The 12,928-nt window shown below is 44.5% G+C and carries 10 protein-coding genes; 5 read left to right on the forward strand and 5 right to left on the reverse strand.

The features are described 5' to 3' along the window. Positions 1–38: 38 nt before the first annotated feature. A complete protein-coding gene (gene lptG, locus XDD1_RS03090; RefSeq protein ID WP_045968576.1) occupies positions 39–1,121 on the reverse strand; it encodes an LPS export ABC transporter permease LptG in 1,083 nt (360 codons plus the stop codon). Next, positions 1,121–2,218, reverse strand: coding sequence for an LPS export ABC transporter permease LptF (gene lptF / locus XDD1_RS03095; RefSeq protein WP_045968578.1), 1,098 nt, complete (start codon positions 2,216–2,218; stop codon positions 1,121–1,123). The genes lptG and lptF overlap by 1 nt, the downstream gene beginning before the upstream one ends. 280 nt (positions 2,219–2,498) lie before the next feature. Between lptF and pepA the strand changes: the two genes are divergently transcribed. The 3 genes from pepA to XDD1_RS03110 all read left to right on the forward strand — a co-directional run bounded on the left by pepA (position 2,499) and on the right by XDD1_RS03110 (position 7,475). Beyond that, complete coding sequence (pepA, locus tag XDD1_RS03100; RefSeq protein ID WP_045968580.1) at positions 2,499–4,007, forward strand: leucyl aminopeptidase; 1,509 nt, start codon at positions 2,499–2,501, stop codon at positions 4,005–4,007. 65 nt (positions 4,008–4,072) lie between these two features. Further along, positions 4,073–4,564: a DNA polymerase III subunit chi gene (locus tag XDD1_RS03105; RefSeq protein ID WP_045968582.1), complete on the forward strand. Its 492-nt coding sequence runs from the start codon at positions 4,073–4,075 to the stop codon at positions 4,562–4,564. A gap of 13 nt (positions 4,565–4,577) precedes the next feature. Beyond that, positions 4,578–7,475, forward strand: a complete 2,898-nt coding sequence (locus XDD1_RS03110; protein WP_045968584.1) for a valine--tRNA ligase — start codon at positions 4,578–4,580, stop codon at positions 7,473–7,475. Positions 7,476–7,548: 73 nt separating this feature from the next. Here XDD1_RS03110 and XDD1_RS03115 read toward each other — a convergent pair whose 3' ends face one another. After that, on the reverse strand, positions 7,549–7,881 hold the full coding sequence (locus XDD1_RS03115; RefSeq protein WP_045968586.1) for an AzlD domain-containing protein: 333 nt from the start codon (positions 7,879–7,881) through the stop codon (positions 7,549–7,551). Next, positions 7,878–8,402 carry an AzlC family ABC transporter permease gene (locus XDD1_RS03120; RefSeq protein ID WP_045968588.1) on the reverse strand — a complete coding sequence of 175 codons (525 nt, stop codon included), beginning with the start codon at positions 8,400–8,402 and terminating at the stop codon, positions 7,878–7,880. Before XDD1_RS03120 ends, XDD1_RS03115 begins: the two co-directional genes overlap by 4 nt. A gap of 88 nt (positions 8,403–8,490) precedes the next feature. On the opposite strand from XDD1_RS03120, the gene XDD1_RS03125 reads away from it, so the two are divergent. Beyond that, the gene (locus XDD1_RS03125) at positions 8,491–9,534 is read left to right on the forward strand and encodes an IS630 family transposase (RefSeq protein WP_045968590.1); all 1,044 of its coding nucleotides are present in this window, start codon (positions 8,491–8,493) and stop codon (positions 9,532–9,534) included. 11 nt (positions 9,535–9,545) lie between these two features. Here the strand turns inward: XDD1_RS03125 and XDD1_RS03130 are convergent, their stop codons facing one another. Then, entirely contained in the window at positions 9,546–11,606 is a 2,061-nt protein-coding gene (locus XDD1_RS03130) for a hypothetical protein (RefSeq protein WP_045968592.1), read from the reverse strand. 211 nt (positions 11,607–11,817) lie between these two features. Here XDD1_RS03130 and XDD1_RS03135 point away from each other — a divergent pair, with 211 nt between their 5' ends. Beyond that, positions 11,818–12,801, forward strand: coding sequence for an IS30 family transposase (locus tag XDD1_RS03135; RefSeq protein ID WP_045968417.1), 984 nt, complete (start codon positions 11,818–11,820; stop codon positions 12,799–12,801). Positions 12,802–12,928: the final 127 nt, after the last annotated feature.

Below are 12,928 nucleotides of genomic sequence, written 5' to 3' on the forward strand. Positions count from 1 at the left end.
GCAGAGGCGACAGGGAAATAAGTAAGTTGAAATTCAGTCTATGACGTCTTTTTATACAAAAGTAAGTAAACACTCACTACAAAGAACAACAAACTCGGCAATAGCGCCCCCAATATCGGTGGCATGCTATAAACCAGGCTGAGCGGGCCGAATATCTCATTCAAGACATAGAAAATAAAGCCCATGCTGATGCCCACAACCACCCTGAATCCCATCGGCACGCTGCGCAGTGGCCCGAAGATAAAGGAAAGCGCCATCAGCATCATTACCGCCACCGATAACGGTGCGAAGATTTTCTTCCACATATTAAGCTGGTAACGCCCGGCATCCTGCTGGCCCTGTTTCAGGTAGGCAATATATTGATGCAAACCGCGTATCGAAAGCGCTTCCGGATCGAGGGAAACGACGCCCAACTTTTCGGGTGTCAGCCGGCTTTCCCAGTCCGCAGAAAGGCGTTGTGATCCTGTAATTCGCCCATCTTGGGCTAAATCGGATTCTTCAACCTGAGATAACTTCCATTGATGGCTATCTTTGTCATACACCGCTGAAGTCGCGTATCTTATGGATAATAACTTTTGGTTATCATCAACATGATAAATGCTGACGCCATTCAGGGTGTTGTCTTTCCCCACACTCTGAATATAGACAAAATCGTGGCCATCTTTTGCCCAAAGCCCTTTGGTGGTAGACATCAGTGAGCCACCATACATTTTTTGCGAGCGGTAATTACGGGCGAGTTGCTCTCCCTGCGGCGCAACCCATTCACCAATCACCATTGTCAGCAAGACCAGCGGGATTGCCGTTTTCATGACTGATCCCGCCACTTGCAGTCGGCTAAAGCCAGAAGCCTGCATCACCACGAGTTCACTGCGGGTTGCCAGTGTTCCCAAGCCCAATAATGCGCCAAGCAGAGCGGCCATCGGGAAGAAGATCTGGATATCCTTGGGGACGCTTAACAGGGTATAAATGCCGGCGGAAAGCGCGGTATATTCCCCCTGGCCGACTTTACGTAGCTGATCGACAAATTTAATGATGCCGGAAAGCGATACCAGCATGAACAACGTCGTCAGGATGGTTTGCAGGATGGTTCGGCCGATATATCTATCCAATACCCCAAACATCATAACGCTCCTTGTTTCTTAAAGCGTGAACGCAGTTTGCGCATGGGGACGGTATCCCACAGGTTCAGCGCCACCGCCAACGCGAAATAGGCGCCGTTGACCAACCACATCCAGAACATCGGATCAAGTTTGCCTTTACCGCCATTGGAACGCAGGGAGCTTTGCAACAGGAAGAAAATCAGGTAGAGCAACATGGCGGGCAACATGCTGAGTATGCGCCCCTGACGTGGATTCACGGCACTTAACGGCACCACCATCAACGCCATGATCAGCACCGAGACAATCAACGTCAGGCGCCAGTGAAATTCTGAACGAGAGTCGTTGTCAGTATCATGCCAAAGCTGCTCAAGCGATTTTTGTTCAACTTTGCTATCGACATCAACTCGTTGATGCCCAATCACGGCCTGGTAATTGGTGAAATCAGTAATGCGGAAGTCACGCAAAAGTGCTGTACCTTCATAACGCGTGCCCTGATGAAGTACCGCTACCTGATTCCCATTCGGACGCTCTTCCATATGCCCGCCATCCGCAATCACCACGGAAGGACGTTGGTCATTCGCTGGCCGAAGCTGAGCCAGGAAAACATGCTCAAAAGTATTCCCCTTCACATTACCGATATAAAGCACCATGTTGCCATCACGAGAGGGCTTGAACCGCCCTTCCATGACGGCGGCAAGGCTTGGATTGGCTTTTGCATCCGCCAATACTTGCGCTTGATATTTGGAAGACCACGGGGTGAACCAGATAACGTTAGCGGCGGCCAACGCGGATGTGAGTAAAGCCAGAATCAGGGCTGATTTCACCAATACACTTTTACCCAACCCGCAGGCGTGCATGACGGTGATTTCACTTTCGGTATAGAGTTTGCTGAACGTCATTAATACCCCAAGAAATAAACTCAGGGGCAAAATAAGCTGCGCCATCTCTGGCACACCTAAACCTAACAACGATAGAACCAAATTTGCAGGAATATTCCCTTCTACTGCCGCACCTAATACCTCAACTAACTTCTGACTGAAAAAGATCAGCAGTAAGATGAACAGTATTGCGATCTGGCTTTTCAAGGTTTCCCGTACTAGATATCTAATGATGATCACGCTTATTACGCCTGTGAAAACTTGTCTTTTTGCAGGAAAGTCGCTAACTTCGTCGTATATCTACCATTTATATGAATCAGTTTGGCTTCCCCATCGCTAAAATGATACCAAAGCATTCCCTATATGGGTTCCCAATTAGAACATACTTATCGTCAGCTAAGTACCAAAAAATAATAGGGTTAGCTTAACATAACCGTTAATTTTCTTTGGGATGAATGAATGTGGAGCGTGGTATTTTAGCGATTGTATCCGTCTTTGTCTTTAAGATTCAGGAGAACGCATGGAGTTTAGTGTAAAGAGCGGTAGCCCGGAAAAACAGCGCAGTGCCTGTATTATTGTCGGCGTGTTTGAACCCCGCCGTCTTTCCCCTATCGCAGAGCAACTTGACAAAATAAGTAACGGCTATATCAGTGCCTTATTGCGCCGTGGTGAACTTGAAGGCAAGGTCGGTCAAACCTTGTTGCTGCATCATGTTCCTAATGTACTGTCTGAGCGTATTTTGCTGGTTGGCTGTGGAAAAGAGCGTGAACTGGATGAGCGCCAGTATAAGCAAATTATCCAGAAAACGATCAACACCCTCAACGAAACCGGTTCAATGGAAGCCGTGTGTTTCTTAACAGAACTGCATGTGAAGGGGCGCAACAATTACTGGAAAGTCCGTCAGGCGGTCGAAACGGCCAAAGAGTCACTGTATGTTTTTGATCAACTCAAGAGCAGCAAAAATGAACTGCGTCGCCCACTGCGTAAAATGGTGTTCAATGTGCCGACCCGCCGCGAACTGACCAGCGGTGAACGTGCCATTCAGCACGGCCTTGCCATTGCATCGGGCATCAAGGCGGCAAAAGATCTGGCGAATATGCCCCCCAATATCTGTAATGCCGCGTATTTGGCATCGCAGGCGCGCCAGCTTGCTGACAACGCGGCCAATCTGACCACCAAAGTGATTGGTGAAGAGCAGATGAAAGAATTGGGCATGAACGCTTATCTGGCGGTCGGTCAAGGTTCGCAAAATGAATCCTTGATGGCCGTCATGGAATACAAAGGCAGCAAAGACGCCAATGCGAAACCGATCGTGCTGGTGGGCAAAGGGCTGACGTTTGATTCCGGCGGTATTTCCATCAAGCCAGCCGAAGGCATGGATGAGATGAAATATGATATGTGTGGTGCCGCTTCTGTTTATGGTGCCATGCGCGTGGTTGCCGAACTGCAATTGCCCATCAATGTCATCGGTGTTCTGGCCGGCTGTGAAAATATGCCGGGTGGGCGCGCCTATCGTCCGGGAGACATTTTAACCACCATGTCTGGCCAGACCGTTGAAGTGACCAACACCGATGCGGAAGGCCGTCTGGTACTGTGTGATGCGCTGACTTATGTTGAGCGTTTTGAACCGGAACTGGTCATCGATGTGGCAACCCTGACCGGCGCTTGTATGATCGCGCTGGGCAGCCATTATACGGGGCTGATGTCTAACCACAACCCACTGGCGCATGAACTGTTGAATGCGTCAGAACAAGCAGGGGATCGGGCATGGCGTCTGCCGTTAGGTGATGAATATACCGAGCAGTTAGAATCCAACTTTGCCGATATGGTCAACGCGTGCGGACGCTTAGGTGGTGCCATTACCGCCGGCGCTTTCCTGTCCCGCTTCACCAGCAGATACAACTGGGCACACCTGGATATCGCCGGGACAGCCTGGCGTTCAGGTAAAGCAAAAGGCGCAACAGGTCGTCCGGTTGCGCTCCTGTCACAATTCCTGTTAAATCGTTCAGGATTGAATTCTGATGATTAATGTCTCTGCCACCTAAATGGAATTAAGGGTATTGCAACTGCAATACCCTTTTCCGTCAAAAGACTATGAAAAACGCCACTTTCTATTTATTGGAAAAGCTGCCATTGGAAAAACAGCCACCGGAGAAACTGTCACCGGAACTCTCATCGCCAGAGGATCTACAGCCACATGAATGGCTGGCCTGCCAGCTTGCTGCTGACCAATGGCGTGCAGGGAAGCGGGTTCTGATTGCGTGTGAAAACCAGCAACAGGCCGAAAAACTGGACGAAGCATTATGGCAACGGGAGCCGAATCAATTTGTGCCGCACAATCTTGCCGGAGAAGGTCCCCGCTATGGTGCCCCGGTGGAATTGTGCTGGCCGCAAAAAAGAAGCCATGCTCCCCGCGATGTGCTGATCACCCTGCTTCCGCATTTTGCAGACTTTGCCACGGCTTTCCATGAAGTGATAGACTTCGTTCCTATTGATGAAAATCTGAAACAGTTAGCGCGCGAACGATATAAATCCTATCGTAGCGTCGGCTTTAATTTGACCATGGCCACCCCGCCAACCTATTAAATATCAAGACACAATGGAAAAGACACCCGCTACTCAAACGCAATCTGAGCCATCTCTCGATAAAACGTACAACCCGACAGAGATAGAGCAACCCCTTTATAACCACTGGGAACAGAGTGGTTACTTTAAACCGAATGGCGATACCAGCCGCGAAAGTTTCTGCATCGTCATTCCGCCTCCCAACGTCACCGGCAGCCTGCATATGGGGCACGCATTCCAGCAGACCATTATGGACACGATGGTGCGTTACCAGCGCATGCAGGGTAAAAACACCCTGTGGCAGGCCGGGACTGACCACGCGGGCATCGCGACCCAAATGGTTGTTGAACGCAAGATCGCGGCCGAAGAAGGCAAAACCCGCCACGATTATGGCCGTGAAGCCTTTATCGACAAGATTTGGCAGTGGAAAGCCGAGTCGGGTGGCAATATCTCCAACCAGATGCGCCGTCTGGGGAACTCCGTCGATTGGGAGCGTGAGCGCTTTACGATGGATGAAGGTCTGTCCAAAGCGGTGAAAGAAGCCTTCGTTCGCCTGTATCAGGAAGATCTGATTTACCGCGGCAAACGTCTGGTCAACTGGGACCCGAAACTGCGCACCGCAATTTCGGATCTGGAAGTCGAAAACCGCGAAGTCAAAGGTTCCATGTGGCACCTGCGCTATCCGCTGGCTGACGGTGCCAAGACCGCCGAAGGTAAAGACTATCTGATTGTGGCGACGACCCGCCCGGAAACGATGCTGGGGGATACCGGCGTTGCGGTTAACCCGGAAGATCCCCGTTATAAGGATCTGATTGGCAAAGAGATCCTGCTGCCACTGGTCAACCGCCGCATTCCGATTGTCGGCGATGAGCACGCGGATATGGAAAAAGGCACCGGCTGCGTGAAAATCACCCCGGCCCACGATTTCAATGACTATGAAGTCGGTAAGCGCCACAACCTGCCGATGATCAATATCCTGACTTTCGACGGTGATATCCGCGACGCCGCAGAAGTTTTCAACAGCAACGGCGAAATTTCTGATAGTTACTCAACCGATATCCCGGCCGAATACCGCGGCATGGAGCGTTTCGCTGCCCGTAAAGCGATTGTGGCCGAATTCGAAAAACAAGATCTGCTGGTTGAGGTCAAACCTCATGATCTGACCGTGCCTTACGGCGATCGTGGCGGTGTGGTGATTGAGCCAATGCTGACCGACCAATGGTACGTCCGCACTGCCCCACTGGCAAAAGTGGCAATTGAAGCGGTTGAGAGTGGCAACATCCAGTTCGTGCCTAAGCAGTACGAAAATATGTACTACTCTTGGATGCGTGATATTCAGGACTGGTGTATTTCCCGTCAATTGTGGTGGGGACACCGCATTCCGGCGTGGTATGACGCACAAGGCAACGTCTATGTCGGGCGCGATGAAGAAGAAGTCCGCCGCGAAAATAATCTGGCTGCCGATATCACCCTGACCCAAGACGAAGACGTACTGGATACTTGGTTCTCCTCCGGCCTGTGGACCTTCTCCACCCTCGGCTGGCCTGAGCAGACCGAAGCGCTGAAAACCTTCCATCCAACCGACGTGCTGGTCAGTGGCTTCGACATTATCTTCTTCTGGATTGCCCGCATGATCATGATGACCATGCACTTCATCAAAGATGAAAACGGCAAGCCACAAGTGCCGTTCAAGACGGTCTATATGACAGGTCTGATCCGCGATGAAGAAGGCCAGAAGATGTCAAAATCCAAAGGGAACGTTATCGACCCGCTGGATATGATCGACGGTATTTCGCTGGAAAGCCTGCTGGAAAAACGTACCGGCAATATGATGCAGCCACAACTGGCGGAAAAAATCCGTAAGCGCACGGAAAAACAGTTCCCGGAAGGCATTGAAGCCCACGGTACTGACGCCCTGCGTTTCACTCTGGCGGCACTGGCTTCCACCGGCCGTGATATCAACTGGGACATGAAACGCCTGCAAGGGTATCGCAACTTCTGTAACAAACTGTGGAACGCCAGCCGTTTCGTGCTGATGAATACGGAAGGGCAAGATTGCGGCCAGAACGGCGGTGAAATGTCACTGTCACTGGCAGATCGCTGGATTTTGGCCGAATTCAACCAAACCGTTAAAGCCTGTCGTGAAGCACTGGATACTTACCGTTTCGACATTGCGGCAAACATTCTGTACGAATTCACGTGGAACCAATTCTGTGACTGGTATCTGGAGCTGTCCAAGCCTGCGATCAACAAAGGTTCAGAAGCCGAAGTCCGCGCGGCTCGCCATACGCTGATTGAAGTGTTGGAAGGTTTGCTGCGTCTGGCTCATCCTATCATTCCATTTATCACCGAAACCATCTGGCAGCGGGTGAAAGTTGTCAAAGGCATTGATGCCGATACTATCATGCTGCAACCTTTCCCTGAGTTCGATCAGACGAAAGTGGATGAACTGGCGCTGAACGATCTGGAATGGATTAAGGAAGCGATTATTGCGGTACGTAATATTCGTGCCGAAATGAATATTGCGCCAAGCAAGCCGCTGGAAGTGCTGCTGCGTGATGCCAATGACGATGCACAACGCCGCGTGGCTGAAAACCTCAACTTCATTCAGGCCATGGGGCGTCTCGCTTCTGTCACCGTCTTGGCAGCAGGCGAAGAAGCCCCGGTTTCTGTGACCAAATTGATCAATGGGGCAGAAGTGTTAATCCCAATGGCCGGTTTGATCGATAAAGGCGCAGAACTGGCACGTCTGGATAAAGAAATCGAGAAGCTGGATAAAGAAATCAGCAGCATTGCAGGCAAACTGGCTAACGAAAGTTTTGTCAGCCGTGCACCGGAAGCGGTGGTGGCCAAAGAGCGCGAACGTCTGGCGACCAACAATGCCGCGAAAGAAAAATTATTGGCGCAGAAAGAGACGATCGCTGCCCTGTAATTTTCTTAGTTGAAATTTATTCATGTAAGCCACTGTGATTTAATTTGCAGTGGCTTTTTTTGCAATATCGTTTTTAACCCAACAACCCCTGTATCAACATAAAAAACACCAGCGAAATGACTAAACTTTTTAATATTGATTGCGTATATTTACTAATAAAATAAGCTAACACCAGCGTCATCAATGCAAATAGATATCTAATATTAAACTGTTCAATTAATTCACTGAGGGATAAATTATCCAACGAAATATTGACGATAATCGTGCCCAGAATAAAACAAATGGCATAATCCAGTGCAGTAATCAGTATATTTTTTCCCTTAAACAACCGATTATTCCTGATCAGAAAAGGGGCTGCCCTTAACGCGAAACTGATTAACCCCATCAATACGATCAACAGCATCATGATGTTTTATCCTTGCTGATTTTCCGCTCAATAAATGCAATCCCTATTCCGCATAAAATAGGGAGCGCCAGATCCACTAATTTCATATCCAGTTCATTCAATAACGGCGCGCATATTCCTCCCATCATTGTCGCCAATACTGACATATCCTTACCCGAACGCTTGGCAGCCAGAGAGGCAAAATGAATAGGAACCAACATCACAAGAAACAGGGAAAAAGATTGATAATTCAGGTGTTCTGCCGAAATATACCCCAACAAAGTGGCACAGAATGTTATCACAAAACAGGGTACAGCCACGCCCAGATAAAAATGAAACTGGGATTTGCCATCCTTGATATTTTCCGCAGAAAGATGCGAATGCGTTACCGTATAAGTGCTGGCACTAAATCCAAGCATCGACAGCAAAATATCTCGCTTAGGAATGCCATGAAAATATTGTGACATCACCATCGCCATCAAGAAAAAACGGAAATTAATCAGCAATGCCAGAATAATCACAGACAGTAAATAGGTTTTCAAAATAGTAGATCACTTGAAGGGAACTCAGTCCGATTTTCGCGATCTGATTAATCGCCAAATCAAAACAAATCCCAAAATGGACTGAGTCATGCCAATCATAACATCAATACCCCGAAATGAACGACGTCAAATGAAAAAAGCTATCCAGAAAACCCGGGATAAGAACTATGCACGTCGCCTCACCGCGCTCTTGATGTTGCATGAAGGGAGTACGGTTTCTCACGTTTCCAGAACGCTTCACTGTTCACGTTCTTCAGTTAATCGTTGGGTAAATTGGTTAACATTATACGGGTTGGAAGGGCTTAAAAGCCTCCCTGCGGGAAGGCCTGCCATCTGGAATTTAGCCCCGCTTCTCTCCGTCATTTCTTTCTTATTACAGCACTCTCCACAACATCTTGGCTATCTCCGTTCACGATGGAGCCTTGAACTGATTACACTTAAAATCAATGAGATACTGAATATATCGCTCTCTCAAAGTACACTCTATCGCTACTTTTGTCGGGCGGGCATCGTTTGGCGAAGGGCGGCGCCAACCTTAAAATTACCTGACCCTGAGTATGATGAAAAAATGGCCAAAATCAGCGAGGCGTTATCCAATGCCTCAGGGAAACATCCTGTCTTATATGAGGATGAAGTGGACATCAACCTTAACCCGAAAATCGGTGCAGACTGGTGCTTCAAAGGACAGCAAAAGCGTGTTGTTACCCCCGGAAAGAACCAAACACACTACCTTGCGGGTTGCCTCAATGCGAAAACGAAAGAAATCACGTATGTCGGTGGCTTGAGAAAGAACTCAGATTTATTTATCAAATTGTTAGATGAAATTAATCATCAATATACCAGTGCCAAGACAATCACGTTAATTTTAGATAACTATTGCATTCATAAGAGCCGGAAGGTCAGGGTTTGGCTGGCAAAAAATCCCCAATTTAACCTTCTCTTTTTACCGTCCTATTCCCCGTGGTTGAATAAAATTGAACGTCTATGGCAATCCTTGCATGAAACCGTGACACGAAACCACTGCTGCCAATTTATGTGGCAGTTGCTTCACCATGTCAAAATCTTCATGGAAACCGCTTCCTTACAACAGCAGAAACCGGGGATGAGAAAAATGGGTGTATCACAATTATGAAAACCTATTTATTAATCATTGTCTATCTTTCGTACATATGTTCCTGTAGGCCACGAATCATAGTAAGGATAATAAATTAATGCATCTCCCAACTTAACATTATAAGTTAACTTTCTCATGTATTTTTTAACAATAGAAATGCTTGGTAAAGATTCTATATATGCAATGAATTTATCTATAGTAATGTTCCCCTCACAGTGTTCATATCCACATATAGTTTTTCCTTTCATTTTCTCATTACCATTGGCTTGATATATCTTTCCTGGTGATCTGCGGAAAAAACTAACCATAGCAAATTTATCAACAACATATACGCCATCATTATGATATATTCCACCAAGAATGGTTGTTGATAAGACCATTTTATATACTCCTTTCGGCCTCCAGGAGTCAGATAGTCCAAATTTTTCTGTGATTATGTTTATGTTCTTTAAATAATAATCTGCAACACGGTTAATTTGTTCTTTAGATGAGCGCATCTTTTTGTTTTTACTGTCGAGAATAAAAGAGTTATCTCCGAGAGTATTACATATGTGTTGGTAATATTTTTCAAATCGAATTGGTTGTCCATTTGATTTCAATTCTGAAAAAATAAGATGATCATCTATCAAAATAAGGCAATCACATTCATAATTTTCATGAGCATGAATATGACAGGCTTGGACGCCTGATTCCAATACTAATTGGAGAAATTGTCTCTCATGAAAATCGCCCTTAATTGCAGTATCTATTTTTTTTGAACCAAACAATGACATTAAAGAATTAACAGGAGAACTCCGAAAAACTAATGCGGGCATTAAAAGCAAACCATCATCACAACAAATAAAGGGGCAATCATTAAGATCCTTGGCATTTGCATCAAATGTGAAATGTTTTATTATTGTCCTTGCTGTTTGAGGCGATAGCCCTTTCTTTTCGAAAAATGAAACCCATTTGTTATGAGGTTTAATTACCAACCAACTTTGAGGTTCTAAAGATATTTTGTGTTTCCCTAATAATCTTTTCCTCATTACATTTATTGATAACTCAACAAGGCATTGATAAGCATGTATCCAGTCATAAATTGGAATTCTTCCATATTTTTCATATAAATCTGCAGGAGCACTGTTTTCTAATTCAGAGAGCTTGATTGTACTATATACACCGTTATTAGTTAAATATGGCGGTAAGATTTTCTTAAATTTTTCAATAAGGTTGGTATTATTTGTGTTAGTTATTCTCGCCTCGTTAAATAAATTACCAGATCTCATCATTAATCTATTCCTTGCGACTTCATAATCTCTATATAGGCAGTCATTACTAACATCACAGCAGTACTTATTTTCACCTGATTGAGTGAGTCTGGCATTGTTCAATCTGAAGAGATCGATAATTCTTTCAAGGGAGTCTAAAATGTTACACTCATCAAAATATTTTACCATAGATAGTGTTTTTTGGGGCTCAATTTTTATGTTCAGTTTTAATGGCATTGGTAGCCTTAAAAATGAATAGATCTTACCTGTATAACTAACGATTTCATCATAAGCTCTGTCTAATATTTTTTCAAATTCTATGTCAAAATCAAATCCTGTTTTTATATCAAACTCATCCGCTTGAGAAATGTTTATAGGCAAAACAAAAAAAGGAAATGTTTTCTTAATGGTGAGCAAGTTGACTCTGAATGATACAGCTGATATTGTTGAGAGAAATATCTCACTAAATAAAATGAAGTTTAAGCAGAAATCGTTTGATACTGGATTATTCTTACTCCATATATTCTTTCCTAATATATTTGCGAAGAATGAATTATTAATATCATGCATCATTTTGCATTGTTTTTCAAAATCAAATATCAACTCTTTATTATCAGGATATTTTTCTAACAATGCATTTATACAAATGGTGAAATTAGTATTGTATTCTTCATTTGATTGTTCTGAAAGATTTCCTGTATAAATTCCAGAGACTTTTAGAACATCTAATGATTTTTCCAAATCAACATCATCTCTCTGTATATATTGCAAGAAGAAAACATAAAAAGGCTCAAAGGGCAGAGATTTATCATTTATGCGTTTTATATCATATAATTTCATTTAGCTGTACCGTATATTATTTTTCATGGATGTAAAAATTTTATAATGTACTTCATATGCTTGACTATTAAGTTTCATTCACTTCAATCATAAATTGGATTAAGATGGTTGAATATTAATATTAGCCTTGGATTCGCATAGTAAGTGCAATTTCTAAGAAAGGCGGTCAGTTGCTATAGTAGGCATCTTTCTCGCCAAAGGAAAATGCACTATGGCCTATACGCAACTGACCGAAACAGAAAGATACCAGATTTTCGGCTTAAAAGAAGCCGGTTTTACACAACGTTTTATTGCAACGTCGCTTAATCGGGCCCCATCAACAATTAGCCGGGAATTGAGACGAAACCGGGAAGCCGAGAAATATGAACCTGAACAAGCTCAGCGTAAAGCATTAGAACGCCGTCATTCTAAGGTAAAAGCCGTAAAAATCACGCCAGAGATAACAAAGTGGATAAAACAGTTAATTTGGCAAGACTTAAGTCCGGAACAAGTTGTGGGTTATCTCAAGCGGGAAGCGAAAATCTCTTTACATCATGAAACAATTTATCGATTGATTTATAAAGATAAAATAAATGGCGGTGATTTATGGCAACATCTTAGGATAGCGAAAAAACCGTATCGTAAACGCTATGGAAGCCATGAGCACAGAGGAAAAATTAAAAACAGAGTCAGTATTGATAAGCGCCCAAAAATTGTTGATAAAAAGCAGCGTATTGGGGATTGGGAAGGGGATACTATCGTTGGCAAAGATCGTAAAAGTGCCTTATTGACTTTAGTTGAACGAAAATCGTTATTTACGATCATCATTAAACTTGAAGATAAAACAGCAGAAGGTGTTGCCAAAGCGGCGACAAGACATTTATCGATGATAAAACATAAAGTTAAAACAATTACCTTTGATAACGGACTCGAATTTGCCGAACACGAACGGATCGGTAAAAATTTAGAGACAAAAATTTATTTTGCTCATCCGTATTCCCCTTGGGAAAGAGGGATAAATGAGAACATAAATGGATTAATCAGAGATTACTTCCCAAAAGGAACCGATTTTAATAAGGTATCAGAGCGGGAGGTTAACCTTGTGGCAAACCGACTAAATAATCGACCACGTAAGACACGAGATTATAAAACACCGAATGAGTTATTTACAGGAACCCCAACTCATTTACTTCGTTCATTACGGTGTTGCGCTTAATATGCGAATCCAAGAGCCATAAATATTTTCATACACATTCAAATCTACTCGATTTTTAGTATTTAACATATTAAACACCATACTATATTTTGATTTTTTATCAATCATAAAAATTGGTTTTTACGCA

Origin of the sequence: Xenorhabdus doucetiae (assembly GCF_000968195.1) — a bacterium.
Taxonomy (GTDB): domain Bacteria; phylum Pseudomonadota; class Gammaproteobacteria; order Enterobacterales; family Enterobacteriaceae; genus Xenorhabdus; species Xenorhabdus doucetiae.

What these genes read in the sequence shown, in the direction of transcription:
- lptG (WP_045968576.1), bottom strand. Translation starts at nt 1,121, where the DNA reads ATGTTTGGGGTATTGGATAGATATATCGGCCGAACCATCCTGCAAACC.
- pepA (WP_045968580.1), top strand. Translation starts at nt 2,499, where the DNA reads ATGGAGTTTAGTGTAAAGAGCGGTAGCCCGGAAAAACAGCGCAGTGCC.
- XDD1_RS03105 (WP_045968582.1), top strand. Translation starts at nt 4,073, where the DNA reads ATGAAAAACGCCACTTTCTATTTATTGGAAAAGCTGCCATTGGAAAAA.
- XDD1_RS03110 (WP_045968584.1), top strand. Translation starts at nt 4,578, where the DNA reads ATGGAAAAGACACCCGCTACTCAAACGCAATCTGAGCCATCTCTCGAT.
- XDD1_RS03115 (WP_045968586.1), bottom strand. Translation starts at nt 7,881, where the DNA reads ATGATGCTGTTGATCGTATTGATGGGGTTAATCAGTTTCGCGTTAAGG.
- XDD1_RS03125 (WP_045968590.1), top strand. Translation starts at nt 8,491, where the DNA reads ATGCCAATCATAACATCAATACCCCGAAATGAACGACGTCAAATGAAA.
- XDD1_RS03130 (WP_045968592.1), bottom strand. Translation starts at nt 11,606, where the DNA reads ATGAAATTATATGATATAAAACGCATAAATGATAAATCTCTGCCCTTT.
- XDD1_RS03135 (WP_045968417.1), top strand. Translation starts at nt 11,818, where the DNA reads ATGGCCTATACGCAACTGACCGAAACAGAAAGATACCAGATTTTCGGC.